This window comes from Herbaspirillum sp. Sphag64 (assembly GCF_014192645.1).
GTDB lineage: Bacteria > Pseudomonadota > Gammaproteobacteria > Burkholderiales > Burkholderiaceae_D > Herbaspirillum.
Genome location: NZ_JACHYE010000004.1, coordinates 274,248 through 299,571 on the forward strand (window position 1 = coordinate 274,248; position 25,324 = coordinate 299,571).

Annotated in this window: 24 protein-coding genes and 1 riboswitch; of the genes, 16 read left to right on the forward strand and 8 right to left on the reverse strand. The window is 55.7% G+C overall.

What is annotated here, in order from left to right:
* Nucleotides 1-85: 85 nt before the first annotated feature.
* The 3 genes from FHW66_RS09940 to tauA form a co-directional block, all read right to left on the reverse strand.
* On the reverse strand, nucleotides 86-967 hold the full coding sequence (locus FHW66_RS09940; RefSeq protein ID WP_183379616.1) for an ABC transporter permease subunit: 882 nt from the start codon (nucleotides 965-967) through the stop codon (nucleotides 86-88).
* Nucleotides 964-1,749, reverse strand: coding sequence for a taurine ABC transporter ATP-binding protein (locus FHW66_RS09945; protein ID WP_183379617.1), 786 nt, complete (start codon nucleotides 1,747-1,749; stop codon nucleotides 964-966). The genes FHW66_RS09940 and FHW66_RS09945 overlap by 4 nt, the downstream gene beginning before the upstream one ends.
* Nucleotides 1,750-1,834: 85 nt before the next feature.
* On the reverse strand, nucleotides 1,835-2,845 hold the full coding sequence (gene tauA, locus FHW66_RS09950) for a taurine ABC transporter substrate-binding protein (protein ID WP_183379618.1): 1,011 nt from the start codon (nucleotides 2,843-2,845) through the stop codon (nucleotides 1,835-1,837).
* Between the two features lie 613 nt (nucleotides 2,846-3,458).
* Here tauA and FHW66_RS09955 point away from each other — a divergent pair.
* The 5 genes from FHW66_RS09955 (at nucleotide 3,459) to FHW66_RS09975 (ending at nucleotide 7,954) form a co-directional block, all read left to right on the forward strand.
* The gene (locus FHW66_RS09955; RefSeq protein ID WP_183379657.1) at nucleotides 3,459-4,409 is read left to right on the forward strand and encodes a sugar ABC transporter substrate-binding protein; all 951 of its coding nucleotides are present in this window, start codon (nucleotides 3,459-3,461) and stop codon (nucleotides 4,407-4,409) included.
* Between the two features lie 71 nt (nucleotides 4,410-4,480).
* A complete protein-coding gene (locus FHW66_RS09960) occupies nucleotides 4,481-5,437 on the forward strand; it encodes an ABC transporter permease (RefSeq protein WP_183379619.1) in 957 nt (318 codons plus the stop codon).
* Between the two features lie 3 nt (nucleotides 5,438-5,440).
* Entirely contained in the window at nucleotides 5,441-6,232 is a 792-nt protein-coding gene (locus tag FHW66_RS09965) for an ATP-binding cassette domain-containing protein (RefSeq protein WP_183379620.1), read from the forward strand.
* A complete protein-coding gene (locus FHW66_RS09970; RefSeq protein WP_183379621.1) occupies nucleotides 6,225-6,683 on the forward strand; it encodes an RbsD/FucU family protein in 459 nt (152 codons plus the stop codon). The genes FHW66_RS09965 and FHW66_RS09970 overlap by 8 nt, the downstream gene beginning before the upstream one ends.
* A 17-nt stretch (nucleotides 6,684-6,700) precedes the next feature.
* Nucleotides 6,701-7,954 (forward strand): ROK family transcriptional regulator, encoded by a 1,254-nt coding sequence (locus FHW66_RS09975; RefSeq protein WP_183379622.1) that lies wholly within the window; start codon nucleotides 6,701-6,703, stop codon nucleotides 7,952-7,954.
* On the opposite strand, the gene FHW66_RS09980 is transcribed toward FHW66_RS09975, so the two are convergent.
* Together FHW66_RS09980 and FHW66_RS09985 are read right to left on the reverse strand one after the other, a co-directional pair.
* The gene (locus FHW66_RS09980) at nucleotides 7,945-9,273 is read right to left on the reverse strand and encodes an LLM class flavin-dependent oxidoreductase (RefSeq protein ID WP_183379623.1); all 1,329 of its coding nucleotides are present in this window, start codon (nucleotides 9,271-9,273) and stop codon (nucleotides 7,945-7,947) included. The genes FHW66_RS09975 and FHW66_RS09980 overlap by 10 nt on opposite strands.
* Nucleotides 9,270-10,130 (reverse strand): transporter substrate-binding domain-containing protein, encoded by an 861-nt coding sequence (locus tag FHW66_RS09985; RefSeq protein WP_183379624.1) that lies wholly within the window; start codon nucleotides 10,128-10,130, stop codon nucleotides 9,270-9,272. The genes FHW66_RS09980 and FHW66_RS09985 overlap by 4 nt, the downstream gene beginning before the upstream one ends.
* A gap of 282 nt (nucleotides 10,131-10,412) precedes the next feature.
* Here FHW66_RS09985 and FHW66_RS09990 point away from each other — a divergent pair, with 282 nt between their 5' ends.
* Together FHW66_RS09990 and FHW66_RS09995 are read left to right on the forward strand one after the other, a co-directional pair.
* Nucleotides 10,413-12,611 carry a TonB-dependent siderophore receptor gene (locus FHW66_RS09990; protein ID WP_183379625.1) on the forward strand — a complete coding sequence of 733 codons (2,199 nt, stop codon included), beginning with the start codon at nucleotides 10,413-10,415 and terminating at the stop codon, nucleotides 12,609-12,611.
* Nucleotides 12,612-12,631: 20 nt separating this feature from the next.
* Nucleotides 12,632-13,882: a PepSY domain-containing protein gene (locus FHW66_RS09995; protein ID WP_183379658.1), complete on the forward strand. Its 1,251-nt coding sequence runs from the start codon at nucleotides 12,632-12,634 to the stop codon at nucleotides 13,880-13,882.
* On the opposite strand, the gene FHW66_RS10000 is transcribed toward FHW66_RS09995, so the two are convergent.
* A complete protein-coding gene (locus FHW66_RS10000; protein WP_183379626.1) occupies nucleotides 13,819-14,697 on the reverse strand; it encodes an alpha/beta fold hydrolase in 879 nt (292 codons plus the stop codon). The two genes, FHW66_RS09995 and FHW66_RS10000, sit on opposite strands and share 64 nt — an antisense overlap.
* Before the next feature lie 48 nt (nucleotides 14,698-14,745).
* On the reverse strand, nucleotides 14,746-15,369 hold the full coding sequence (locus FHW66_RS10005; RefSeq protein WP_183379627.1) for a TetR/AcrR family transcriptional regulator: 624 nt from the start codon (nucleotides 15,367-15,369) through the stop codon (nucleotides 14,746-14,748).
* 104 nt (nucleotides 15,370-15,473) lie between these two features.
* On the opposite strand from FHW66_RS10005, the gene FHW66_RS10010 reads away from it, so the two are divergent.
* The 8 genes from FHW66_RS10010 to FHW66_RS10045 are packed head-to-tail and all read left to right on the forward strand — an operon-like array spanning nucleotide 15,474 to nucleotide 22,509.
* On the forward strand, nucleotides 15,474-16,763 hold the full coding sequence (locus tag FHW66_RS10010; protein ID WP_183379659.1) for an NAD(P)/FAD-dependent oxidoreductase: 1,290 nt from the start codon (nucleotides 15,474-15,476) through the stop codon (nucleotides 16,761-16,763).
* A complete protein-coding gene (locus FHW66_RS10015) occupies nucleotides 16,760-17,569 on the forward strand; it encodes a DUF1365 domain-containing protein (RefSeq protein WP_183379628.1) in 810 nt (269 codons plus the stop codon). The genes FHW66_RS10010 and FHW66_RS10015 overlap by 4 nt, the downstream gene beginning before the upstream one ends.
* 38 nt (nucleotides 17,570-17,607) lie before the next feature.
* Nucleotides 17,608-18,828, forward strand: a complete 1,221-nt coding sequence (locus FHW66_RS10020; RefSeq protein WP_183379660.1) for a cyclopropane-fatty-acyl-phospholipid synthase family protein — start codon at nucleotides 17,608-17,610, stop codon at nucleotides 18,826-18,828.
* Complete coding sequence (locus FHW66_RS10025) at nucleotides 18,797-19,372, forward strand: chalcone isomerase family protein (RefSeq protein ID WP_255458904.1); 576 nt, start codon at nucleotides 18,797-18,799, stop codon at nucleotides 19,370-19,372. The genes FHW66_RS10020 and FHW66_RS10025 overlap by 32 nt, the downstream gene beginning before the upstream one ends.
* Nucleotides 19,372-20,694, forward strand: a complete 1,323-nt coding sequence (locus FHW66_RS10030; RefSeq protein ID WP_183379629.1) for an MFS transporter — start codon at nucleotides 19,372-19,374, stop codon at nucleotides 20,692-20,694. The genes FHW66_RS10025 and FHW66_RS10030 overlap by 1 nt, the downstream gene beginning before the upstream one ends.
* A gap of 43 nt (nucleotides 20,695-20,737) precedes the next feature.
* Nucleotides 20,738-21,274 (forward strand): DUF3833 domain-containing protein, encoded by a 537-nt coding sequence (locus FHW66_RS10035; RefSeq protein WP_183379630.1) that lies wholly within the window; start codon nucleotides 20,738-20,740, stop codon nucleotides 21,272-21,274.
* Between the two features lie 15 nt (nucleotides 21,275-21,289).
* Nucleotides 21,290-22,075 (forward strand): SDR family NAD(P)-dependent oxidoreductase, encoded by a 786-nt coding sequence (locus FHW66_RS10040; protein ID WP_255458905.1) that lies wholly within the window; start codon nucleotides 21,290-21,292, stop codon nucleotides 22,073-22,075.
* A complete protein-coding gene (locus tag FHW66_RS10045; protein ID WP_183379632.1) occupies nucleotides 22,072-22,509 on the forward strand; it encodes a nuclear transport factor 2 family protein in 438 nt (145 codons plus the stop codon). Before FHW66_RS10040 ends, FHW66_RS10045 begins: the two co-directional genes overlap by 4 nt.
* A gap of 14 nt (nucleotides 22,510-22,523) precedes the next feature.
* On the opposite strand, the gene FHW66_RS10050 is transcribed toward FHW66_RS10045, so the two are convergent.
* Nucleotides 22,524-24,173: a glucan biosynthesis protein gene (locus FHW66_RS10050; RefSeq protein ID WP_183379633.1), complete on the reverse strand. Its 1,650-nt coding sequence runs from the start codon at nucleotides 24,171-24,173 to the stop codon at nucleotides 22,524-22,526.
* A 115-nt stretch (nucleotides 24,174-24,288) separates the two neighbouring features.
* A riboswitch (yybP-ykoY riboswitch) is annotated at nucleotides 24,289-24,408 on the forward strand.
* A 223-nt stretch (nucleotides 24,409-24,631) separates the two neighbouring features.
* Between FHW66_RS10050 and FHW66_RS10055 the strand changes: the two genes are divergently transcribed.
* Nucleotides 24,632-25,207: a TMEM165/GDT1 family protein gene (locus FHW66_RS10055; protein WP_183379634.1), complete on the forward strand. Its 576-nt coding sequence runs from the start codon at nucleotides 24,632-24,634 to the stop codon at nucleotides 25,205-25,207.
* Nucleotides 25,208-25,324 lie beyond the last annotated feature (117 nt).

The following is a 25,324-nucleotide window of genomic DNA, read 5'->3' on the forward strand; positions in this document are numbered from 1 at the left end:
AGTTTGCTCCCGGCATCAGATAACAAAAAAACCTCGCCTTGTAATAGCGAGGTTTTTTGCCTTCACGATTGACTACGCGCCAGCCCTAGCTTTTCCCTTTCCAGGGAACCAGCGCTCGCTCCAGCAAGCGCATCCCGTAGCTGAACGCAAACGCGCACGCGGCGATCACGGCGATGCCGACGAACACCGCATCGGTGGCCAGAAAATGTGAGGCCGACATGATCATGAAGCCGATGCCCTGATTGGCGGCGATCAGTTCAGCTGCCACCAGTGTGCTCCAGCCGACACCCAGTGCAATACGGATGCCAGTGAGAATTTCTGGCAAGGCCGAGGGCAAGACGACTTCCGTTAGCAATTGCCAGCGCGTTGCACCCAGCGACAGCGCTGCGTTGACCCGCTCTTGCGGTAACGAGCGCACACCTGCCTGCGCCGAGAGCACGATCGGGGCAAACATGGCCAAGGTCAGCAGGGTAATCTTGGAGGCTTCGCCGATACCTAGCCAGATAATCATCAAGGGTAAATAAGCCAGCGGTGGCAATGGCCAGTAAAACTCGATTGGGGTATCGAGTACACCCTTGACCCAGCGGTTCAATCCCATCAGCAAGCCCACGGGGATGCCGAGCACAACAGCAATCCCGGCAGCCGACAGAATTCTGAGCAGGCTCGCTGAGACGTGCTCCCACAGGGTCGCATTGGCATAACCATCTTCCCAGATACTCTGCGCAATCGTGAGCACCTCGGCTGGTGTCGGCAGAAATAGATGGGATACCCAGCCGGTTTGCGAGAGCAGCCACCACAGCGTCAGAATAGCGATGCCTGCGACCGCACTGATCGCCGCGGTGGAACCTTCGCCAATGCCAAAGCTGCGCATGTTGACCAGCTTGGGCGACGTCGATAACGTTTGCTGCGAGCCGGCGCTGGACTCGGCCTGATGCAGCAGGGGTAGGGATTGGGCTTGTTCGGTCATAGTGTCACAAGGTCTTCGGTTTGGTGAACAATGGCGCGAATCTCTTCGCGCAATTCGGCAAAGGCGGGCAAGGTTTTGATGGCACGGGCATCGCGTTCGGCGGCAAAGCGGCGCACAAAGTCTGGTTCAAAGCGCGCCACAATACGGCCCGGGCGTGGCGACATGACGATCACTTGCGTGCCAAGGAAGAGTGCCTCTTCGATGGAGTGGGTGATAAAAAATACCTGCTTTCCGGTGCGTGCCCACACCGATACCAGCAGCTCCTGCATCTGTTCGCGGGTCATGCTGTCGAGTGCGCCAAAGGGCTCATCCATCAATAAAATTGTCGGGTCCGGGGCCAATGCCCGTGCCAGACCAACACGTTGGCGCATACCGCCGGAGAGTTCATAGGGAGCCGAGTGGGCAAAGTCTTGCAGGCCAACCAAGCGCAGCAGCTCTTGCGCCCGCTCGTTGCGTTCGCTTTTGGAGAGGCCGGCAAATTTCAGCCCTAGTGCGACATTTTCCAGTACGGATTTCCAGGGCAGCAAACTGTCCTTCTGAAACACCACACCGCGTTCGGCACCAGGTTGTGTGACCGGTACGCCATCGAGCGTGATACTTCCTTCGGAGAGTGGTAAAAAGCCTGCCATGGCATTGAGCAAGGTGGATTTGCCGCAGCCGGATGTGCCCAATGCGACCACAAAACTACCGTTAGGAATATCCAGCGACACCCGGTCCAGGGCATGGACGACCTGGCCGTCGCGCGCGGAAAAAAATACGCTGGCGTTATCTACTTTCAACATCGCTTTGTCTCTTTGCTCCAGAAAATGCAAGCGCCGTGCGATAGGTTCCTATCGGCACGGCGGTCGGTTGGGGTGACTGTGCTACTTATTTCAGTGACGATACCGCTGTTGGTGTCACGAATGACGCATAGCTGGGCAGGACGTCAGAAATCTTCTTTTGCTCCTTCAGAAAAGCCGAGGTTTCCTTGAGGATCTTTGCAATACCGGAGTTTTCACCGCCACCCAACCAGATATCGGATGCTTGTGCTGTGACTGGCACCAGGTTCAGGTTCTGAAGGCCCGCAGCTTGATCAGCAGGGGTACCACCGAGCAGCTTTGCCAATTGCTTGGCGTTCTCGCTATCTTTGCTCCATGCCGCCTTGTCGTTGATGAAGGACTTGGTTTCTTTATCCACGACGCTGCTAAAAGCCTTCAGAAATTCAGGATGTTCCTTGGCAAAGGTGCCGGTAGCGATCCATGCGGAAAAGGTTGGTGCACCTTTTTCGGCGACATCTTTCGAGGTTACCAATACCTTGCCGCCTTTTTTCAGTTCAGTCAGTGCCGGGTCCCAGACGAAGCCACCGTCGATATCGCCACGGTTATAGGCTGCGACGATTTCTGGTTGGGGAATGGCAAAGATGTGGACATCTTTTTCAGTCAGGCCCTGGTTCTTGATCAATGCCAGCAATTGATAATGGTCGGTCGAAACCGGTGCTGCAGCGAGCTTCTTGCCCTTGAGGTCACCCAGACCATTGATGCCGGAGCCGTTACGTACGACCAATGCTTCGTCGGTACCGGAGATGGAAGCCAGATAGAACGCCTTGACATCCAGACCGCGCGATGCGGCAGCGGCAAACGGGCTCGAACCGACGTAGCCGACTTGCACGTCACCGCCAGCGATAGCGGCGATCACGTCTGCACCGGAGTTGAATTTACGGAAGTCAATCTTGGTGCCGGTTGCCTTTTCAAAGTCACCGTTGGCAATGGCCAGCGAGGAAGGCAAGGCATCGGTTTGATAACCGACCACAACGGTCTTGTCGGCAGCGATGGCGCTGACTGTGCCAGCCAGCAAAAGTGCGCCCACGGCCGCACTGAATAATTTTTTTGTAATTTTCATCGTCAGTTCCTATCTCGGTTCAGCGGTGCGCAGAGTTACGTACCTGTGCAAAGTATGCGAATTGGCTGACATTTGAACAACGATCAATTTCAACAATCCTTATGCGATTACTGAGCATCAGTAACGGCGCAGTGCCTATCAGGTGTGATGCTTTTCTACGCTTTACTATTGCGAGTATGGCGACGTCTGCCAGCATGCAGAGGATCTCAAAGGCGAGACCGCACCACCCGCCGTCGGCATCGTCCATGCTGATCAACTGATGCGACTCGCTGTTACCTGTGCAGGTTTGTTGCGCGATGAAGCGCGGCGGCAGGTAGAAGAGATTGAAGTGAAGAGTGAACCGGCATAACCGCACGCCCAAGCCCGATTTGTAGCAGCGCCTCTTGCCGGGCGCTGTTTGTATTGGGCACCGTTTATACCTTAATTAATAAAACAACTTGATTTATTAATTGGCGCGGCATATATTTTGATCCGAGATCAAGTCAGCAGCGCCCGGTGCCAGAGCACGAAAAAAATCAATCACGGCGTTGCTTGCAGGTAATTTATGGCTTGATCTCACGCCTGTTAACCGGAGGAGACATCCATGACATTGAAAAACTGCATTGCGCTGGCAATGCTGGCAGCGGTTGCATCCGCTGCTTCAGTTGCTGCAGCAGCCGACCAGCCCATCATCGGCCTGATCACCAAAACCGATACCAATCCCTTTTTCGTCAAGATGAAGGAAGGCGCACAAGAAGCCGCAAGACTCAAAGGTGCCAAACTGCTGACTGCTGCAGGTAAATCCGATGGCGACAATGCCGGTCAGGTCACCGCCATTGAAAACATGATCGCCGCCGGTGCCAAAACCATTTTGATTACCCCTAGCGATTCCAAAGCCATCGTGCCGTCGCTCAAGAAGGCGCGCGCTCAAGGTGTGATGGTGATTACGCTGGACAGCCCGACTGATCCGCAAGAAGCTGCCGATGCCTTGTTTGCTACCGACAATCTGAAGGCTGGCATCTTGATCGGTCAGTATGCCAAGGCCAGCCTGGGCAACAAGCCACTGAAGATTGCGACACTAGATCTGTTTCCAGGACATCCGGTCGGTATCGCGCGCCATGATGGCTTCCTGCAGGGGGTCGGTGTGAAGAAGGGCGACCCGGCGCTGGTCTGCATGCAGGATAGCTATGGCGATCAGGCGAAAGGCCAGACCGCGATGGAAAACTGTCTGCAAAAGAATCCCGATATCAATCTGGTCTATGCCATCAACGAGCCTGCCGCCGCTGGTGCATACAAGGCGCTTAAGGCAGCCGGCAAAGAAAAGAGCGTGATGATCGTGTCCGTTGACGGTGGCTGCGAAGGTGTGCGTAACGTGAAGGCGGGCATGATTGCGGCAACCTCGCAACAATATCCGTTGAAGATGGCTGCGCTCGGTGTGGACGCCGGCGTCAACTACGCCAAAAACGGGACAAAGATCAGTGGTTATGTGGATACCGGCGTGACCCTGATTACGGACCATCCACAAAAAGACGTTACCAGCAAAGACACTCAGTTCGGCCTCGATGCCTGCTGGGGTAAAAAATAAGATTGAAACCGGAGTGTTGCTGCCTTGGCAGGCGGCCACTCCCTTTGCTGAATCTACCGCGAGACCTCTTCATGAAATTCCCCTCTGATCGTCTGCCCCCGATGTCGTCGCTGGGGCCATTAGTGGCATTGCTGGCGGCATGCTTCTTCTTTGCTACCCAGTCGTCACATTTTTTCAGCGGCCAGAATTTTTCGCTGATCCTGCAACAAGTCATGGTGGTCGGTGTGATTGCCATCGGACAAACGTTGATCATTCTGACTGCCGGGATTGATCTGTCCTGTGGGATGGCGATGGCGCTGGGCTCCATCATCATCAGTAAATTTGCTACCGAGCTGGGCTTGCATCCTTATCTGGCAGTCGCTTGCGGCTTGCTGGCCTGCACTTTGATCGGACTGGTCAATGGCGTGCTGGTGACCAAGATCAAGCTACCGTCGTTCATTGTGACATTGGGCACGATGAATATCGTCTTTGCCATTACGCAACTGTATTCGGGTGCGCAAACGGTGACTGATCTGCCGGAGACTTTGCAGTTTCTGGGTAATACCTTTCAGTTTGGTCAAACCAGTATCACCTTTGGTACCTTGCTGATGCTGGCGTTGTATGCGCTGGTCTGGTTTTATCTGCGCAATACCGCGCCCGGACGGCATATCTATGCGGTAGGTAATAACCGCGAGGCGGCGCGTCTGACCGGGATCGCAACGGATCGTGTGCTGGTCAAGGTCTATATGTTGGCGGGCTTGCTGTATGGCGTGGCGTCACTGCTGTCGGTGGCGCGCATGGGGGTGGGTGATCCGCAATCTGGACAGACCGAAAATCTCGATAGTATTACCGCCGTTGTGCTGGGTGGCACAAGCCTGTTCGGTGGACGCGGTTCCGTTACTGGTACCTTGATTGGTGTCTTGATTGTGGGTGTGTTTCGCAATGGCCTGACCTTGATGGGCGTACCGTCGGTATTTCAGGTCCTGGTCACGGGCGTACTGGTGATTCTTGCTGTCGCTACCGATCAACTGACACATAAAAAGGGCTGAGAGATGACAACCACTACTGAGATCATTTTTCAGGCGCGCGGTCTGGTCAAACGTTATGGTCAGGTCACGGCACTGGATGGTGCTGACTTTGAGTTGCGCGCTGGCGAAATTCTGGCGGTAATTGGCGATAACGGTGCCGGTAAATCATCGCTGATCAAGGCGTTGTCAGGTGCCGTGATTCCCGATGCGGGGCAATTGCTGCTAGCTGGCAAAGCGGTCCATTTCAGCTCACCGATCGATGCGCGTGCGCATGGAATCGAGACGGTCTATCAGGACTTGGCAGTGGCACCGGCAATGACAATTGCGGAAAACCTGTTTTTGGGACGCGAAATATTAAAGCCGGGTTTGCTCGGTAAGCTATTCCGGCTGACTGATAAAAAGAAGATGTTGTCCGAGGCGATTCGTCACATGCAGGATCTTAAAATCGGCATTCGCTCCATGAGTCAGGCTGTCGAAACCTTATCTGGTGGCCAGCGTCAGGGTGTCGCGGTAGCGCGTAGCACGGCTTTTGCCAAGCATGTGGTGATTCTGGATGAGCCAACTGCTGCACTCGGCGTGAAGGAGGGCAATATGGTGCTGGAGCTGATTCGCCGGGTACGCGATCGCGGCTTGTCGGTCATCCTGATCAGCCATAACATGCCACATGTGTTTGAAATCGCTGATCGTATTCACATCCAACGTCTCGGCAAGCGCGTGGCGGTAGTGAATCCTAAAACGATCAGTATGTCGGATACCGTGGCAGTCATGACCGGGGCCAAGAATCCGCAGGACTTACCGGAGAACGCGCATGCTTAAAGGAATCGATCCGCTGTTGTCGCCCGACTTGCTCAAGGTATTGTGCGAGATGGGGCATGGCGATGAAGTCGCGGTGGTGGATGCCAATTTTACGGCAGCTTCACTGGGGCGCGGCAAGCCGATTATCCGCTTGCCGGGGAATGATTTGCATCGTGCCTGTCAGGCTGTGCTGAGCGTCTTTCCGCTGGATGCTGCCGTGGCACAACCGGTGGCGTATATGAAGGTGTGCAATACGGCGTCAGGTTATCTGACCGGTTTACAAACCTCGATTGTGAATTTGCTAAAAGACAATGACGTCGCGCAGCCGGAGCAGTGCGAGGCGATGGAGCGGTTCAGTTTTTATGAGCGTGTCAAGCAGGCTTACGTGATCGTGCAAACCGGCGAAATGCAACCCTATGCCAACTTCATCTTTAAAAAAGGCGTCATCCTCGCAGAGGAGGCTGCTGCTTAACCGGCAGTACAGTCAATATGGAACCGATGGATAGCGTTGCCACCGAAGCGAACAGCAACTGGCTCAGACCGCGCGGCTCGAACCAGCTCGGTATGGGCCAGTTCAATGAGCGCGTGGTGTTGCAGGCGATACGCTTTCACGGCAGCATGCCCAAGGCGGATCTGGCGCGACTGACAAATCTGAGTACGCAGACGGTATCGCTGATCATCAATCGTTTGCTGGAGGAACAACTAGTCGTCAAGTTGCCGCCATTACGCGGTAAGGTGGGGCAGCCGTCAGTGCCGATTGCGCTCAACCCGGAGGGAGCATTCTCGATTGGTATCAAAATTGGTCGCAGAAGCATGGATATATTGCTTCTGGACTTCGTTGGTCAGCCGCGTGAACGGGCATCGGTGTCGTATCCATTTCCTGATCCCGATACCCTGTTTGCAGAAATCGAGCGGCAGCTTGACAGCATGTATCTTCGACTTGGACCTGCGCGCGTGCAGCGTTTGAGTGGCATTGGAATTGCAGCACCGTTGCGCCTAGGTGGCTGGCAAAAGCAGCTTGGCATTGTTCCTGAGCAGGCCGACAAATGGAATCACCTGGATATTCGCCGGCAGGTACAAGCCATGACGGATTTGCCGGTGGAGTTTGCCAAGGATACCGCTGCTGCCTGTGTTGCCGAGTTGGTGGCAGGCCGAGGTCGCAGCATCCGAACCTATCTGTACATCTTCATTGATACCTTCATCGGCGGTGGATTGGTGATTGATAGCCATCTGCGTGGCGGCCTGCATGGCAATGCCGGCGCGTTGGCCTCGATTCCGCTGGGGCTGGCGAAAAATGGTCGTGACACTGCACCAGAGCAGTTGCTTAGTGATGCTTCCCTGTTCAAGCTGGAGCAATTGTTCAGTGCCACTGGTCTGGATGAAACAGCCTGCGGCGATGCGCGTGCCTTGCAAGTGCCTTGGCTGACGCACACTTTAGCCTGGCTTGACGATGCTGCGCGCGCGATTGCACTGGCCATCAATAGCACGGCATGCTTGCTCGATCTCGGTGAGATCATCATTGATGGCTCTTGTGACCGTAGTCTGCTCGACAGATTGCTGGTTGAGGTGGAAACCGCGCTCGGTTATTACAACTGGGAAGGTGTCAACCGCCCCCGTTTGCTGGCCGGCACCATTGGCTCGGATGCGCGTGCCATCGGTGGTGCCTTGCTGCCACTGTATGCCAATTTTTCGCCGGATCGTGACCTGTTTCTGAAGCTCGACGGAAAGTCTGATCAATCGTAGCGATTCGCTGGCACTGTCAGTCCCAGATGCGCACGCAACGTGCGTCCTTGATACTCGGTACGGAACAAGCCACGGCGCTGCAACTCCGGTACGACCAATTCCACAAACTCATCCAGCCCAGTCGGAAAGTAGGGCGGCATGATGTTGAAGCCATCGGCAGCGTCCTTCAGAAACCACTCTTCCAATGCATCCGCCACCTGCACTGGCGTGCCGCAGACGATACGATGACCACGTGCGCCAGCGACCACGTGATAGAGCTGACGCAGTGTCAGATTGTCGCGCCGCGCCAGATCAGTGAGTAGCTTGGCGCGACTCTTGTTTTGATTTGATTCAGGCAAGTCTGGCAAGGGACCATCCAGTGGATAACCAGAGATGTCATGACCAAGACGGTCTGACAGCAATGCCAGCGCGCCCGGCGATAATTCACCCGTGGTATCGACCCAGCTTTGCAACTGCGCATATTTATCTTGTGCTTCCTGTTCGCTACTGCCGATGACCGGGAAAATGCCCGGCATCACATGCAAGTGCTCCGGTTGCCGGCCATATTTTCTCAAGCGCGATTTGAGATCACGATAAAAAGCCTGCGCTGATTCCAGCGTCTGCTGCGCCGTGAAGACAATCTCGGCCGTGCGTGCCGCCAGTTCCTGACCATCGCTGGAAGAACCTGCCTGAATCAGGACCGGATGTCCTTGCGGTGCGCGTGAAACATTGAGCGGGCCACGAATCGAGAAGAAAGGACCTTGATGATTGAGTGCATGAACCTTGCTGGCATCGAAATAGACGCCACTGCTTTTATCGCGCAGTACTGCGCCGTCTTGCCAGCTATCCCACAATCCTCTGACGACATCGACAAACTCGCCTGCCATGGCATAGCGTTGTTCATGTGCAGGGTGATTGCCGCGTGTGAAGTTGGCGGCTGATTTGTCGTAGGAGGTGGTAACCACATTCCACGCTGCGCGGCCATTGCTCAAATGATCAAGCGAGGCAAATGCACGGGCAATGTGAAACGGCTCGCTGTAGGTCGTGGAGGCAGTTGCCGCGAGACCGATGTGGGTAGTGCCCATCGCCAGCGCCGAGAGCAGACAGAGTGGCTCGATGCGCACCGCAAACGACGGATGGGCGTCGGCACCGCTGGTTAAACCATCGGCCAGAAAGACCATATCAAATTTGGCGCGTTCGGCAGTCTGTGCTGCGCGTTGCAGCAGGGCCAGATTTTCGCTCCCGGAGTCGGCATCGGGATGGCGCCAGCCTGCGACGTGATGCCCTGCGCCTTGCAGGAAGAGGCCCAGATGCATCTGGCGTGGTGTTTGTTGCGTCATTGCTTGGATTGGACGAGGTTCTTGAATTTGTCGTGCTGGCTCAGCAAAAAGGCTGAGGGTGGCATGTTGTGCTGGTTGCCTTCGTTGATCAGAAAGCCGCTGCGGTGCCAGTCCTGCACAATGTTGTCAAAGGCGGCAACGGTATCGGTTTCGCCTTTGCGCACCCAGATCACAGACGGTGAGGGAATCAGTTGCACCGGCATGGGCGACTCGTAGTCCTTCCATTCGGCGGCATCGTTACGCAGGCGCGACTGAATGCCGGGCGTGACATGCACCGAGGCGACGCAGTTACCACCGCGCAGGCCGAGCAGCGCTTCGGGCATGCCTTTGAAACCCTTGACCTCGGCACCGTATTGTTCGATCAGTGGTTTGCTGTAGTTACTGCCTTGCGAGACGCAGACGGGTTTGCCGCGCAGATCGCTCCAGTTCTTGATGCCACTGTCTTTGCGTACCATGGCGGAGCCACCGATTTCTTCAAATGGTGTCGGCACGTAGCTGAGGATCTCGGCGCGTTCCTTGGTGTATTGCATGCTGGCGATAAGCGCGTCGACTTTGCCTTGCTGCAGAAACTGCACCCGGTTGGGCGGTACGACGGCAACCGTTTCCAGAGTTACGCCCAGATGTTTAGCAAGGCTTTCGGCAAGTTCGACGCTGTATCCCTGAGGTTTGCGGGTGGCCGGGTCAATCGATCCATAGGTGCCGTCGAGCAGCACGCCGACAATGATTTTGCCGCGTTGATGGATTTTGTCGAGGGTGGCATCGGCGCGGGCCTGGTTACTGACCATGATCAGCAGGATTGCCGTGAGCAGCGGTATAACAGGAGAAAAAAGGCTGTCCAATAATCGGGAAGGGCGCATACGAAATCTTCAGCAACGGGTTCGGGCGGTATGCCGTGAGAGTCAAACACTATAGGCATCCACGGGATGTTCTGGAACGAAGGAAATTGCATATCCATATGTGACGCCCGGTCTCTATTGGCTCGGTATTGTTGCGATGGCATCAGGAACAAGAGTCTATTTTTCTTCATTTAAATAGAATCATTATCATTTGCAATTAATAATCATTCGCATTATTATCCGTAGCCTTTAGTGTTGTAACGAAACATTTTCACCCTTTTACGACTGCTTACGGATCCAGAAATGCCTAGTCTTCCTGCGCTGCCATTGCGCCGTCATTACGTTGAATCGACACCACTACACCTCGCCTGTTCTTCGTTTCCTTTGAAGCCTTTACGTCTGGCTTTGCTGATGGTGTTGTCAGCGACTGTTGCGGCGACTGTCACGCCAGCATTGGCTCAGCAGGCAGCAGCGGATACCGCCTTGCCAGAAATTTCTGTGCAAGGGACCAGTGAGCAACAACAACCTACCGAGAAAACCCGTGCCTATACAGTCAATGACAGTACCGCCGCCACCCGGATGGAGATGTCGTTGCGTGAGACACCGCAGTCGGTGACCGTGGTCACGCGGGCCAAGATGGACGACTTTCACCAGAGCAACATTAATGAGGTGTTGACCAATACCACTGGCGTGACCGTGGAGAAGGTGGAAACCGATCGCACCTATTACACGGCGCGTGGTTTCGATATCACCAATTTCCAGTTCGATGGTGTTGGTGTGCCGCTCACTTTTGGCAACCAGTATGGCGATATCGACACGGCGATGTACGACCGGATCGAAGTCGTGCGTGGTGCCAATGGGTTGATGTCGTCCACCGGGAATCCCTCTGCGACCGTGAATTTTGTCCGAAAGCGTCCGACGTATGACGTTGAATCCTCGGTGGGCTTGACCTATGGCTCGTGGAACACGCGGCGGCTGGATGCTGATATTTCAGGTCCACTTAATAGTGCTGGGACAGTTGCAGGACGGTTGGTGGTGATGCAGCAGGATGGCAATTCCTATCTCGACCGTTATCGTCCCAGCAAGACCGGATTCTATGGTGTGGTAGAGGCTAATCTGAGTGACGATACGCTGCTCACGCTTGGCTACAGCTATCAGAAAAACAAATCGACCGGTGCCATGTGGGGGGCGTTGCCGCTGTATTACACCAATGGCAATCCGACCAATTATGGTGTGGGTACGAGTACCTCGGCGGATTGGTCTTATTTCAACACGGAGGAGCAACGCAGCTTCGTCGAGGTAAAGCATAAGCTGGCCAATGACTGGAGCTGGAAGACGACGCTCGGCTGCAACCAGCTGACTTCCGATAGTGCGCTGTTCTACGTGTATGGCACACCCAATCAGAGTACCGGACTGGGCTTGTATAGCTATCCCTCGTTGTATAACAGTGAAAACCGGCAAACCGTCATTGATAGCAATGTCACTGGTAAATACACATTGGCAGGCCGTGAGCACGATCTGAGTCTGGGTGTCGGCTGGTCGCGCTCGACGCTGGATGACATCTCGCACTATGGGCAATCCGGTATTGCCTTGAGTGCGACTGGTGCCTTCGATGGCAGCTATGCGGAACCAAGCTTCGACGCTTCTATCGATGGCAGCAGCTATACCGACCGTCGCCAGACCGTCTATGCCGCAACCCGTTTGAATCTGGCCGATAACCTCAAGCTCTTGCTGGGCTTTAATTACACCAATGCGAATAGCAGCGGCATTGCCTACGGTGTCAGCCACCAGACCAGTGCCAGCGATACCACGCCCTATGCAGGGCTGGTCTACGACCTGACCAAAAATCTGTCGGCCTATGCCAGCTATGCGGGTATCTTCAGCCCGCAATATCAGAGGAATGCAAGCGGCGCGACGCTGGCACCTGTGACCGGCAAGAGTTACGAAACCGGCCTCAAGAGTGAGCTCTTTGATCGCAAGTTGAATGCGTCCATTGCCGTGTTCCGGGTCGAGCAGAACAATGCCGCCGAACAAGCCGGTTACGTTGGTGCCACTGCCTATTACACCGGCATCAATGCCCATTCCGAAGGGCTTGAAATGGAGCTCTCAGGTGAACTGGGCAAGGGCTGGCAGGGCAGCATTGGCTATACCACGATGACCATCAAGAACGATCAGGGACAGGATGCCCGTACCTATGTGCCGCATCAGCTAGTGCGGATGGCAACCACCTATCAATTACCGTGGATGGAAAAGATGAAGGTCGGTGCCAGCCTGAACTGGCAGGGTGAGACCCGGTACACGCAAAGTACGACCGTCACGACCGTGCAGCCGGCTTACGCCTTGCTCAATCTGATGGTGCACTATGACATCAGTAAAAGTGTCAGCGTCAGTGCCAATCTGAACAACGTCACCAACAAGAAATACCTCTCCAGCCTGTATTGGTCACAGGCTTATTACGGTGCGCCGATCAACGGCAGCGTTTCCATCAACTGGAAGTACTAGGCGGGTCGGTGATGAAGATGCTGCGTCCATTGCTGGTGATCATGCACCGCTGGTTTGGCTTGAGTGCGGCGTTATTTTTGTTCATCGCTGGACTGACCGGCGCCATCATCTCCTGGGATCACGAGCTTGATGCCTTGCTCAATCCGCAGTTGTTTCAGGCACGGAGTGCCGGGCAGCAGTTGCCGGGGCCAGTCTTGCCTGGACTGACCTTGGCGAATCAGCTTGAGGCCGCCCATCCGCAGATGCGGGTGACCTATGTGCTGACCCAGACAGAGCCAGGTCATACCAGCAGCATGATGGTGGAGGGGCGCACTGATCCGCAGACAGGCTTGCCTGCTGTACTGGGTTTCAACCAGATTGCGGTTGATCCGGTCACGGGGGAAATACAGGGGCAACGTACCTGGGGTGAATTGTCTCTGCGCCGGGAAAACCTGCTGCCATTTCTCTACAAGCTGCATTACACGATGTTTTTGCCGCAGGCTGGTGGCATTGAAATTGGTATCTGGCTGATGGGAATCATCGGCTTGTTGTGGGCAGTCGATTGTCTGGTGGCCTTGTGGCTCTCGTTTCCCAACTGGCGTAGCTGGCGCAAATCATTGGCGTTTCGCTGGCAGGCAGGGGGACACAAGCTCAATTTTGATCTGCATCGTTCCGGCGGTGTCTGGTGTTGGATCTTGCTACTGATCCTTGCTGTGACATCGGTGTCGATGAATCTCGAGCGGCCAGTAGTTCGCCCTCTGTTGCAGGTCTTTTCTACCTTATCTCCGGATCCATTTGCGCATCCTCCGGGCGCATCTGCCGAGGTGGCGTCATTAAGTCGCGAGCAGATTGTTGAACTGGCAGAGCGCGAGCGGCAGCGACGTGGCTGGCGTTTGCCCGTTGGCGGGATTTTTTATTCCTCCGCAGCGGGCTTGTATGGTGTTGGATTTTTCGAGCTCGGCAACGATCACGGTGATGCCGGTCTGGGCAATGCGTGGCTGTATTTTGATGCGCGCAACGGGCAACTCGTGGGCAGTAAAATTCCGGGAACAGGGAGTGCTGGCGACCTGTTTTTGCAGGCCCAGTTTCCCTTGCATTCGGGACGCATTCTGGGGCTGCCAGGACGTATTCTTATTTCCTTGATGGGCCTTACAGTGGCTGTGCTGAGTGTGACGGGCGTATTGATCTGGGCGCGTAAGCGCAGCGCACGTCGCGCTCAGGCAGCCATTCAGTCAGCAAAAAATGGCAGCACTTCTGCCAGCAAGGCTTCCGGCGCTTCTTCAGGAACGTAGTGGCCGCAGTCGAGCGCATGGCCGGTGACTTTTCTGGCCAGGCGCTGCCATTCCACCAGTGGATCAAAACACTGTTCGATCACGCCTTGCTTGCCCCAATAGACGCGCATGTCACAGTTGATCTTGTTGCCTGCCGCCAGATCGGCGCGCTCATGCTCCAGGTCAATGCTGGCACTGGCACGATAGTCTTCACAGATGCCGTGGATGGTCGCTGGATTACGCAGACAGCGGAGGTATTCATCGTAGGCTGCAGGCGTGAACGGGGTCAGACCGGCACTGCGTCCACCAATGGTATGACGTAGATATTCGTCAGGATTGGCATTGAGCAGGGTTTCCGGGAATGGTGCCGGGCGGATCAGGAAGAACCAGTGGTAGTAAGCGGTAGCAAAGGCTCGGCTGGTCTGTTCATACATGGCCAGCGTCGGCGCAATGTCGAGGACCACCAGCTTGCGCACAACCTCTGGATGATCGAGCGCCATTCGATAAGCGACGCGGCCACCGCGATCGTGACCCATCACCAGAAAACTGGAAAAGCCGAGTGATGCCATCAGTTCGACCTGGTCCTGCGCCATCACGCGTTTGGCGTAATTACTGTGGTCAGGCAATCCGACCGGCTTGCTACTGTCACCGTAGCCACGCAGATCGGCAGCAATCACGGTGTAACGTTGCGCCAGTTGTTCAGCGATCTTGTGCCAGATCACGTGGGTTTGCGGATGGCCGTGCAGCAGCAGTAGCGCCGGACCAGCGCCGCCACGCAGATAGTTGATGCCGATGCCGTTGACCTGTACCAGATGGCGCTGAAATCTCGTGAACATGCCTGACTCCCCGGCTGTTATTGGTGGCAAATCGTCCTGTGCCAATTGCTATGCTTGCGGTGCCGCCTTTGAGATGCCGTCAAATGCGACTTTGAGCATGTGGGTCACGACGGCGTCGTCGTTCATCTTACTGAAGCGTTGTAAATATTCCACTGCCGGATCACAAGTGCGGGCGTAATAACTGAACAGGATGACGTCTGTCGGCAGATCCGGATTGAGCTGGCCAGCCTTTTGCGCGGCCTGCACCAGCTTCTCCAGTTGGCCATTGAGCTTCAATACCCGGGTCACATACTTGAGATTGCGCATGAGCATGTCGCGCACATGCGCACTGGTCGAAGGTAGAAACGGCAAGCCCCCCTCCAGCCTTACGCGCAGACACCATTCCAGCAATGCCGAGAGCTTGTCGCGCGGACCTAGTGTCGGATCCATCTGGTCGAGATACGCGATGGCGCCGTCAATGAGCCGGATCAGCGCCTCCCCGACCAGATCTTCCTTGGACTTGAAGTGTTTATAGAGGCTGGGTTTGGAAATGCCGACCGCACCAGCCACATCGTCCATCGTCATCAGATCGAAGCCCTTGCTGCCGAGCACGCTGGTGGCGGCGTCCAGAATGGCGTTCTCCCGCAGGCGGAAGGCTTGGTCCTTGAAGCTTAATTTGCTAAAAATACTCACGAGTTTCTTTCGCTACTAATCAGTAGATTTTATTTCTGTTTGGTAGTAATCTTAGCACTGAAGCACTGGACCCACTAGTGCAAACCTTCAATAACGACAATTCTATGGACGAGCGGCGACAAAAGATTGCAGTAATCGGCGCGGGTATTTCCGGGCTGGCGAGCGCCTATTTTTTGGAGCGTCGGCACGAAGTGGTGCTCTTTGAGGCCGGGCATTACCTGGGCGGCCACACCAATACAGTCGATCTCACGCTGGAGGGCAAGAGTTTCGCGGTCGATACAGGTTTTCTGGTCTTTAATGAAAAGACCTATCCCAATCTGATTGCCTTGCTAGATGAGCTTGAAGTTGCCAGTTATGCCACGGATATGTCGTTTGGGGTGTCGCTCGATGCGGGCAAATTTGAGTGGGCTGGTACCAGCCTGGATACCGTGTTTGCCCAGCGTAAGCGCGCCTTTTCGCCGGCGTTTCTGGGGATGTTGCGAGACATACTACGCTTCAACCGGAGTGCGGAAGCGAATCTGGCGGCGGCGCGGGCGCGGCCTGTCACGTTGAAGAAGCTGATCACCAGCGGTAATTACGGCAACCTGTTTCGCGATGCCTATCTATTACCAATGGCAGCGGCGATCTGGTCGAGTTCGCCAGCGGACATTCTGGAATTCCCGGCCAGTACATTTTTGCGTTTCTGCCTCAACCACGGTTTGCTGCAGGTGAATGGTCGTCCGCAATGGCGCACTGTATTGGGCGGCGCGCGTAGTTACGTACGCAAGATTGCCGCGCAGTTGTCGCAAGTCCGATTGAAAACACCCGTGCGTGAAGTGCGGCAGGAGAGCGGTCGCTTTATTGTGCGTACCGACGCCGACGAGCAGTTCTTTGATGCGGTGGTTTTTGCTACCCATGCGCCACAGACGCTGAACATACTCACCGACGCAACACCGGCTGAACGCATCTTGCTTTGCGCTGCCCGTTATCAGCCGAATGTCGCTTATTTGCACACGGATCCATCCCTGATGCCACGTCGGCGCAAGGTCTGGTCGGCCTGGAATTACATCGGTGGCAGTGATGTTGCAGAAGACGGCAGCCGTCCGGTCTGCGTGAGTTATTGGCTCAATCAGTTGCAGGCGCTGCCGTGCAAGACAGATGTGATGGTGACACTGAATCCGTTCAGTGCACCGGACCCGGCGCATGTGCTGGCCCGTTTTGAATATGAGCATCCGGTTTTTGATGAGGTAGCTGTGGCTGCACAGCAAAGTCTGGCATCGATACAGGGGCGTCGCGGGGTCTGGTTTGCCGGCGCCTGGACCGGTTATGGTTTCCATGAAGATGGCTTGAAATCTGCCTTGCGCGTGGCAGCCGATTTTGGCGTTGCGCCGACGTGGGCAAAGGTGACCCCATGAATGTCCTACAGGATGGCAGGCACGCGCCCGCTTACCTGATCCGTGGTCAGGTGATGCACGAGCGTCTGCGTCCTGTTGTACATCGCTTTGTTTATCCGGTGTTTTACCTCCGTATCAATGTGGCCCGACTGGAAGATGCGGGAAATCGTTGGTTTGGTATTGATCGGCGGCGTCTGATGTCGCTGCGTACGCGTGACTATGGTCCGCGCGACGGTAGCAGTCTCGATGCCTGGATGCGTGATCATTTGCGCAACGCGGGTTTGCCTGCCGATGGTGAAATCTGGCTGCAGACGTTTCCGCGCTTGTTTGGTGTTGTTTTCAATCCGGTCAGCTTCTGGTACTGCCATGACCGTAGCGGCGCTTTGCGCGCGGTACTGGCCGAGGTCAACAATACTTTTGGTGAAACCCAGCGTTATTTGCTGGTTGCGCCGGATCAAGGTGTCATCAGCGCTGACACGCACTTGCAGTGTGCCAAGCTGATGCACGTCTCACCGTTTTGCGAAGTGCGTGGGACTTACCATTTTCGTTTTCGCGATACCGCCACCACCGCGATGGTGGGAATCGACTATGACGACGGTCAGGGCGTGCTGATGCACACGGCGGTCGGTGGCAAGGTGCAGGCGCTGGACCGCAGCGGTGCACGTAAGGCGTTGCTGGCACAACCGTTCATGAGTGCCGGCATCCTCCTCAAGATCCATTGGCAGGCATGGAAGTTATGGCGCAAGCGTGTTCCCTTTTTTAGTAAGCCGGAGCGCGCCGCAGGGGCGGATTCGCTTGTGACTTTGAATAAGGAGACTTCATTGTGAATGTCGATATGAACCGCAATGAACTGCATCAGCATACGATGCCGGAACTGACCGTGACCGCCAACGCTGCCAATGCAGCGGGCTCAGTCCCTTTGTCTACCAGAATTTTCCTGCGCCTGCTTAATCATCTGGCACACGGTCATCTGCAATTGCTGACGCCGCACGGCAATATGATGATGTTTGGTGACGTCCATGAGCCGCCTAGTGCAACCTTGCATATCAAGGATTGGCGCGCCTGCGGTAGCATGTTGCGAGCTGGTGATATCGGCTTTGCGGAGAGCTATGCTGCGGGCTGGATCGATACGCCAGACCTCGCTGCATTATTGCGCCTGTGTCTGCGCAATCAGGCCGAGCTGCAGCGCATGATCTTCGGCGGCAAGCTAGCCGAAATGTGGTATCGCCTGCGCCACTGGATGCGCTCCAACACGAAGCAGGGAAGCCGCAAGAATATTCATGCCCATTACGACATCGGCAATGACTTCTATGCACTCTGGCTGGATCGCAGCTGGACCTATTCCAGCGCGATTTTTGAGGGTAATCATGCGCTCAGTCTGGAGGCTGCACAGGGTTGTAAATACCAGCGCATCATCGATCAGCTGGGGCTCAAGGCGGGCGACAGTGTGCTCGAAATCGGTTGTGGCTGGGGTGGCTTTGCCGAACATGCGGCGTCGCGCGGCATTCGTGTACATGGCGTAACAATTTCTCCGTCGCAGCTGAAGGTGGCACAGCAGCGTATTGCCGAACGTGGACTGGAGTCGTTGGCAGTACTGGAGCTGTGCGATTACCGTGACCTCAATGGTCAGTACGACGCAGTGGTCTCGATTGAAATGTTTGAGGCCGTCGGTGAGCAATTCTGGCCGCAGTATTTTGATACGGTGTCGGCACGTCTGCGTCCCGGTGGTCAGGCCCTGATCCAGTCCATCACGATTGCTGAAGGTTATTTCGAGCGCTATCGCGCGAGCTCAGACTTCATTCGCGAGTACATCTTCCCGGGCGGCATGCTGCCGAGCCCCGAGCGCTTTTGTACGCTGGCACGCAGTGCTGGCTTGCGTACGCTCGATCAGTATCGCTTCGGTCATGATTATGCCGAGACGCTGCGGCGCTGGCGTGATGGCTTCCTGCTGCAGCGTGAGGCGATAGCTGCACAAGGTTTTGATGAACGTTTCCTGCGCCTGTGGGAGCTCTATTACGTCTATTGCGAAGTGGGTTTCGACGAGGAGCGAATCGATGTCATCCAGTTCCAGTTGCACAAGGCCTGAAGCAACACGTCGCCGCTTTCTGATGATGGCGTCTTTGCTGGTGTCGCTGCTGAGTTTGTGGTGCGTGACGCCGTCTGGTCGTGCCGCAGGTTGGCATGATGATTTGCCGCAGGCGCAACTCAATGGTAATGGTGAATTGCGCTGGTTTGGTTTTCGCATTTACAGCGCGTCCTTGTGGAGTGAGAGTGTTCCCTTTGATCCACATCATGCCTTTGCGCTGGAGTTGACCTATGCGCGTGCGATCAGCCGGGAGCGGCTGGTCAAGGCCAGTATCGAGGAAATTCGTCGGCTCTCCGGCAGCCGCTACACCGAAGCGCAATATAGCCAATGGCAGACCTTGCTAGAGAACACGTTTCGCGATGTGCTTGAAGGCGATCAGCTCGTGGGTGTGTATTTGCCGGGTGTGGGAGCGCGTTTTTACAACCGCACGCAATTGCTGGCACAAATTTCTGACCCGGAGTTTGCACAGGCTTTTTTCAATATCTGGCTAGATCCGCAAAGTCGTGACGCGCAGTTGCGCAAGCATCTTTTAGGGGAAAATTAATGGCATCTGCCGCGGCGCAGCGTTGGCGATATGTCGCCTACGGGTTGCTGGGCATGCCGTTGGCAATGGCGGCCTTGCCGGTGTACCTGCAGGTGCCGACCTATTACACGACGCATCTGGGCTTGGCTATTGGTAGCACCGGCTGGGTATTGTTCCTGACGCGACTGGTTGATACCGTGCAGGACCCTTGGCTGGGTCGTTGTATTGACCGGTTGTCCGGCGTCCGTTTGCAGCTCTGGATGATCGCGGGTGCGTTGTTGTTGGGCTTGTCGTTTTGTGGATTGTGGCTGCCGCCGGTGTGGTGGCGGGGCAATAGTACCGGCTTGCTGGGCTGGCTGGGTTTGATGTTGCTGTTGGTGTATCTGGCGCACAGCATGCTCAATATTGCCTACCTGTCCTGGGGGGCACGCCTGTCGGGGCAGACTCAGGGTTTGCTGGGGGCTTCGGCGTCGCGCGAGGCGGCCGGTTTGGTCGGTGCCATCGTGGCCAGTGTGACACCGTCGGTGATCATGGCGGGCGCCGCAACGGTGGAGTGGCAACTCACAGTTTATGCAGGCGGTTTCGCGATTGTGCTGGGATTGGCGGTGGTAGCTTTGCTTGGCTTTGCACCGCCGTGGAACAGGGCAGTCGCTGATCCATTGCAAACTTCTGAACTCGCACAGCAGGCAGGGTGGGCAGAGAGTATGGCTGCGCTCTCTGCTAACCATGCGTTCCGTCGCCTGCTATTACCCTATTTTTTGAATGCGATCTCGGTCGCGATACCAGCCACGCTGGCGCTGTTTTTCATCAACGACCATTTGCAGGCTGCTGCGCAATCGGGTGTTTTGCTGGCGGTGTATTTCCTGTCAACCGCAATTGGTTTGCCTTGCTGGGTTATCGCAGCGCGACGATTGGGGGTATTGCGGGCTTGGCGACTAGGGATGCTGCTGGCAATTCTGGCTTTTAGCGGCACCATCTTTTTACAGGCAGGGGATGTGTTGCTATATGGCGTGATCTGTGTCGCTGCAGGTCTGGCACTGGGCGCTGATCTGGCGTTGCCGCCGGTGCTGCTGGCCGGAATCATTGAAGGGGATACCCGCACGGCCGCCTATTACGGCGTCTGGACCTTGCTGGCCAAGCTGGCGTTGGCGGTCTCCGGACTGGCATTGCCGCTGCTGGCACTACTCGGTTATCAACCGGGCATGACGGGCAATAGTGCGCTGGCATGGGTGTATGCGGTTTTACCTTGTGGCTTCAAGTTGCTCGCATTGCTGCTCTCGGCAAGCTTGCGTGAAACCCAGTCTGCGCCGCTGGCAGATTCGCAGCCTCAATCGTTGCCTTAATCGTTGTCCCACAACTGTTCCACATTCAGCAGGAGCTTGACTCATGAAAAAATTACTTTCCCGGCTTGCCACAATTGCCGCGTTATCGAGCCTGGGAGCCTGTGCCGGGCCAGATGTGACGCATTACGCCGCCAACACACCGGTGTTTGATCCTGCCCAATATTTTGCTGGCAAGACTGAGGCTTGGGGCATGTTCCAGAAGCGCAGTGGTGAAGTCATCAAGCGCATGCATGTTGAGATGACCGGAACCGTCAAGGGCAATCAACTGGTTCTGGAGGAGCATTTCACCAATGACGACGGCAGCAAGCAGGATCGGACCTGGACGCTGGTACGTCAACCTGATGGCAGCTGGATCGGTACCGCCGGTGATGTCATCGGGCAAGGCATTGGCCGTGCCGCAGGAAACGCCTTCAATCTGCGTTATACCTTGCTCTTGCCAGTCGACGGCAAGACCTATGAAGTGCAGATGGATGACTGGATTTTTCAGTCAGATGCAGACACCTTGCTCAATCGCACCACGATGAGCAAGTTCGGCGTAGAACTGGGTCAGGCGACCTTGTTTTTTCGCAAAACTCACTAAAGATCGGCAGAGATCATGATATTCAGTCCCATGAATTCCCCAGTGCGCGACTGGTCGGGCCAGCGCATCTGGCTGGTTGGTGCTTCCAGTGGTATCGGTGCTGCACTGGCGCGTCAGGCGCTGGCGCAAGGAGCGCGGGTAGCGTTGTCGGCGCGCAGGGAAGAGGCATTACAGCGGGTAGCTGGTAGCGCTCCCAATGCTTTGATTGTGCCGCTGGATGTGCTCGATCATGATGCATGGCGCCGCAGCCATGACCGCATTTGCAAGGAGTTCGGTGGGATCGATCTCGTGTTGTTTTGCGCTGCCGACTATCATCCTGAGCGTAGCTGGGAAGTTACGAGCGATGGTGCATTGCAGACCCTGCGGACCAATCTTGCCAGTGTCTATTCGGCACTGGCAACTGTCTTGCCGGATATGTTGGCGCGGCGCAGCGGTGGTATTGCGTTGGTCGCCAGCGTGGCTGGCTACATCGGTTTGCCCAATGCCAGTGTATATGGTCCCAGTAAGGCGGCACTGATCAATCTGGCGGAGATTTTATACAGCGATTTGCATGGCAGAGGCTTGAATGTTTACCTGATCAATCCCGGTTTCGTCAAAACCGAACTGACCCAGAAGAACGATTTCACCATGCCGGCGATTCAGACGCCGGAAGCAGCAGCCACAGCAATCTGGCATGGTATTGCTGAAGGTCGCTTCGAGATACACTTCCCGCAACGCTTTACGCGTTTCCTGAAGTTGCTGCAGATGTTGCCGTATCGCCTGCGCTTCGCCTTGTTTGAACGTTTTCTGGATGTCAAATGACCAGCAAGAATCAACTCGATGCGTTGATGGATTGGTACGGCACGCTCACGCCCCAGAGCCTGCCGGAGATCGGGCGTTTTTATGCTAGCGAGGCGCGCTTCAAGGACCCGTTCAATGAGGTCATTGGTGTGGCAAGTATTACGCATATTTTTGCCCACATGTTCACTGCGACCGACGATCCGCGATTTGTGATTGGGGAACGTCTGCTCGATGGTGATCAGGCCTTTGTGACCTGGACGTTTACCTTCCGGCTCAAGGGCAAGCCTTACGAAGTCGTGGGAGGCTCGCACTTACGCTTTGATACGCAGGGGCTGGTGGTACTGCATCGCGATTACTGGGATGCAGCCGAAGAATTGCTGCAAAAGTTGCCGTTGATTGGCGCCCCCGTGCGCTGGTTGCGCCGCCAGTTTACGACGCCGCCAGCTACCTCCTGATTGGCATCAATACATCAATACACGTTGCGCGTCTGGAACGGCTGATACTGGAACAGCCAGGTTTCCGAAAGCGTCTGTTTCTTGTGGCGCAGGAACAGGCGCAGATCGACCGGCTCATCACCCTCGACGGTGAGGTCAAACTGGGCGCGCCAATGACCGCTGATGCCATCGGGTACTGCTTCCGTAAAGACATAGGAAAAGCTGCCGCGAGAGCTGGATAGCACCGCTTCCGGCAATTCACCGAAGGCCAGTGTTTCCAGCGGACCGCCTAGAAACTCCACCATGAACTTACGCACATTGCGTGGGCGCGGCTGCCCCGGCTGACCGCCATTGCCCAAACGCGTCGCGACCACACGTGCCAATGGGCTTGGCGTCGGTTCATCATGCAACCAGTGCAAGCGGTAGCGGAATCGGTAACTACTGCCGGCGGTCGCTTTGGCCTGTGGTACCCACATGGCGACAATATTGTCGTGAATTTCATCGTCAGTCGGGATTTCAATCAATTGCACTGAGCCTGGTCCCCAACTGCCGAGCGGCTCCACCCACAGGCTGGGCCGGCGCTCATAGCGCACGCCATCCTGATAGTGATCAAAATTGCGGTCGCGTTGCAGCAAGCCGAAGCCATGTGGATTGTCGTCGCTGAAGGCCGAAGCGCTGATGTGTGACGGATTATTGAGCGGGCGCCAGATATGTTCGCCCGCGCCATTCCAGATGGCCAGTCCATCAGAGTCATGCACTTCCGGGCGCCAGTCGGTGCCGGTACCTTTAACGGTTTCCGAGAACCAGTACATTGACGTTGCCGGTGCGATGCCGAGACGATCGATATCGCGGCGCAGGAATAAGGCGCAGTCGACTTCCATGATGACGCCCGGCTTTTGGTCAGCCTGCTGTGTGGAGTCTGGCTGCGAAGCGCGCTGCATGATGAACTTATAAGCGCCGGTGACGCTGGGGCCATCCAGTACGGCATACACCACCACGGTGTCACTGTTGTCGGTTGGTGGCACAAAATAGAAGTGGGTGAAATTCGGGAACTCCTCGGCCTTGCCCGCTTGGGCGACATCAATGGCGATGCCGCGTGCGGACAATCCATATTGATACAGGTCGCCGATAGCTCTGAAATAGGAGGCACCAAGAAAGGCAACCCAGTCATTCTTTTTCCAGTCGAGCTGTTGCTGGTCTCCCAGGCGACTTTCCTGAAAACGGAAGCCGGCAAAGCCACTGCCGCGCGGCAGTTTGCGGGCCGGGCTGTCGGTCGGCATGTCGAAATAACTCTCGTCGTACAGGATTTCACGCGCCTGTTGCTGCTCGCCGCTGCCTTCCAGCACATGCATATGGACCGGTGCCTGGAAAAAGCGTCCCAGATGGAAAAAGGTTACCGGGAATTGTCCCGGGCCGTCGGCAAACAGGGCAACATCGGTTTTGAAGTGAATCTTGCCGTGTTGTTCATAATCGATCTTGTCGAGGATCTCGGCGGGCGCTTTGGCTTGTGGCTGATAAGGAGCCTGCGCCAGTTGCCGCGCCTGCGCAATCAAAGTCTCGAAGGAGAACGCAGTGGCATTGCCGAGCTTGAGGCGATTGGCCGCCAGGGCCGAAGCAGGCACGCCAAGTGCGGCCAGAGCCGCGCTGGCAGCGGCGCTGCCGAGGAAAGTACGACGATTGATCATGGGCAAGAAAATAACGAAAAGTAGGCAGAAGGCGAAAAACATCAAAGCAGCATCATGCAGGAAAAAAATCACCAATGCCATGCCTGTGGACTGAGACCGTCAAATTGCGTAGAATGCGCCGGTCATTGGGGAGTAGTCGCCCTGTATTGCACGTGTTGCAACGTGCACAAGCCCGCGGGGGCTTACGTCAACATACTTGATCCATAGATCATGGCGTAAGCACTTCTAAGAACGTATTGATGATCTTACTGCGCGGCCCTGATTGCCCGCCAACCAGTGCTCAACATCCTCATGTACTCAAGTACATTCCGGTGTTTCCGCTCTGCTTGACGGCCACTGAGGCTCGCTCGCTACAGATCGTAAAAAGTTCTAAGCTGACAAGACCTTTGACCATGTTGCCTCTGGAATGGCCGGAGAGCGCATGGTCATTGTTTTTGTTCCGGCCATGGAGAACCTCATTGGACGCATTCCTCGTATCTACCGGCGTTGTCGCCCTGGCTGAAATCGGCGACAAGACGCAACTGCTGGCCTTCATCCTCGCAGCAAAATTCCGCAAGCCTCTGCCCATTATTGCTGGCGTTTTTGTATCGACCATCATCAATCATGGCTTCGCCGGTGCGCTAGGCGCCTGGATCACTTCATTGCTGTCGCCCGAGATTCTGCGCTGGGTACTCGGTTTGTCATTTATTGGCATGGCGATCTGGACGTTGATCCCTGACAAATTTGATGAAAGTGAAGCCAGATTTGCACGCTTCGGTGTGTTTGGTACGACCGTGGTTGCCTTTTTTCTGGCCGAGATGGGCGACAAGACCCAGTTCGCCACCATTGCCCTTGCTGCGCAATATCACGCCGTGCTGCCGGTAGTTGCCGGTACCACGCTGGGCATCATGATTGCCAATGTGCCGGCAGTATTGCTGGGTGACCGGATTGCACACCGGATGCCGGTACGGCTGGTGCATGCGATTGCCGCGTTGATCTTTGCATTGCTGGGGGTGGCTGCTTTGCTCGGTGCTGGTAAGTCGATCGGCTTTTAAAAAACAAAACCCACCTTGATCGTGAACTGACCCCATAAAGTTGGACGGTTTAATTGCTAGGCAGCCAAAGGCTGAGTTCTGTATTGCACAGGACTCAGCCCTTTTAATTTGGTCTTG

What these genes read in the sequence shown, in the direction of transcription:
- FHW66_RS09940 (WP_183379616.1), bottom strand. Translation starts at nt 967, where the DNA reads ATGACCGAACAAGCCCAATCCCTACCCCTGCTGCATCAGGCCGAGTCC.
- FHW66_RS09945 (WP_183379617.1), bottom strand. Translation starts at nt 1,749, where the DNA reads ATGTTGAAAGTAGATAACGCCAGCGTATTTTTTTCCGCGCGCGACGGC.
- tauA (WP_183379618.1), bottom strand. Translation starts at nt 2,845, where the DNA reads ATGAAAATTACAAAAAAATTATTCAGTGCGGCCGTGGGCGCACTTTTG.
- FHW66_RS09955 (WP_183379657.1), top strand. Translation starts at nt 3,459, where the DNA reads ATGCTGGCAGCGGTTGCATCCGCTGCTTCAGTTGCTGCAGCAGCCGAC.
- FHW66_RS09960 (WP_183379619.1), top strand. Translation starts at nt 4,481, where the DNA reads ATGAAATTCCCCTCTGATCGTCTGCCCCCGATGTCGTCGCTGGGGCCA.
- FHW66_RS09965 (WP_183379620.1), top strand. Translation starts at nt 5,441, where the DNA reads ATGACAACCACTACTGAGATCATTTTTCAGGCGCGCGGTCTGGTCAAA.
- FHW66_RS09970 (WP_183379621.1), top strand. Translation starts at nt 6,225, where the DNA reads ATGCTTAAAGGAATCGATCCGCTGTTGTCGCCCGACTTGCTCAAGGTA.
- FHW66_RS09975 (WP_183379622.1), top strand. Translation starts at nt 6,701, where the DNA reads ATGGAACCGATGGATAGCGTTGCCACCGAAGCGAACAGCAACTGGCTC.
- FHW66_RS09980 (WP_183379623.1), bottom strand. Translation starts at nt 9,273, where the DNA reads ATGACGCAACAAACACCACGCCAGATGCATCTGGGCCTCTTCCTGCAA.
- FHW66_RS09985 (WP_183379624.1), bottom strand. Translation starts at nt 10,130, where the DNA reads ATGCGCCCTTCCCGATTATTGGACAGCCTTTTTTCTCCTGTTATACCG.
- FHW66_RS09990 (WP_183379625.1), top strand. Translation starts at nt 10,413, where the DNA reads ATGCCTAGTCTTCCTGCGCTGCCATTGCGCCGTCATTACGTTGAATCG.
- FHW66_RS10000 (WP_183379626.1), bottom strand. Translation starts at nt 14,697, where the DNA reads ATGTTCACGAGATTTCAGCGCCATCTGGTACAGGTCAACGGCATCGGC.
- FHW66_RS10010 (WP_183379659.1), top strand. Translation starts at nt 15,474, where the DNA reads ATGGACGAGCGGCGACAAAAGATTGCAGTAATCGGCGCGGGTATTTCC.
- FHW66_RS10015 (WP_183379628.1), top strand. Translation starts at nt 16,760, where the DNA reads ATGAATGTCCTACAGGATGGCAGGCACGCGCCCGCTTACCTGATCCGT.
- FHW66_RS10020 (WP_183379660.1), top strand. Translation starts at nt 17,608, where the DNA reads ATGCCGGAACTGACCGTGACCGCCAACGCTGCCAATGCAGCGGGCTCA.
- FHW66_RS10025 (WP_255458904.1), top strand. Translation starts at nt 18,797, where the DNA reads ATGTCATCCAGTTCCAGTTGCACAAGGCCTGAAGCAACACGTCGCCGC.
- FHW66_RS10030 (WP_183379629.1), top strand. Translation starts at nt 19,372, where the DNA reads ATGGCATCTGCCGCGGCGCAGCGTTGGCGATATGTCGCCTACGGGTTG.
- FHW66_RS10035 (WP_183379630.1), top strand. Translation starts at nt 20,738, where the DNA reads ATGAAAAAATTACTTTCCCGGCTTGCCACAATTGCCGCGTTATCGAGC.
- FHW66_RS10040 (WP_255458905.1), top strand. Translation starts at nt 21,290, where the DNA reads ATGATATTCAGTCCCATGAATTCCCCAGTGCGCGACTGGTCGGGCCAG.
- FHW66_RS10045 (WP_183379632.1), top strand. Translation starts at nt 22,072, where the DNA reads ATGACCAGCAAGAATCAACTCGATGCGTTGATGGATTGGTACGGCACG.
- FHW66_RS10050 (WP_183379633.1), bottom strand. Translation starts at nt 24,173, where the DNA reads ATGATCAATCGTCGTACTTTCCTCGGCAGCGCCGCTGCCAGCGCGGCT.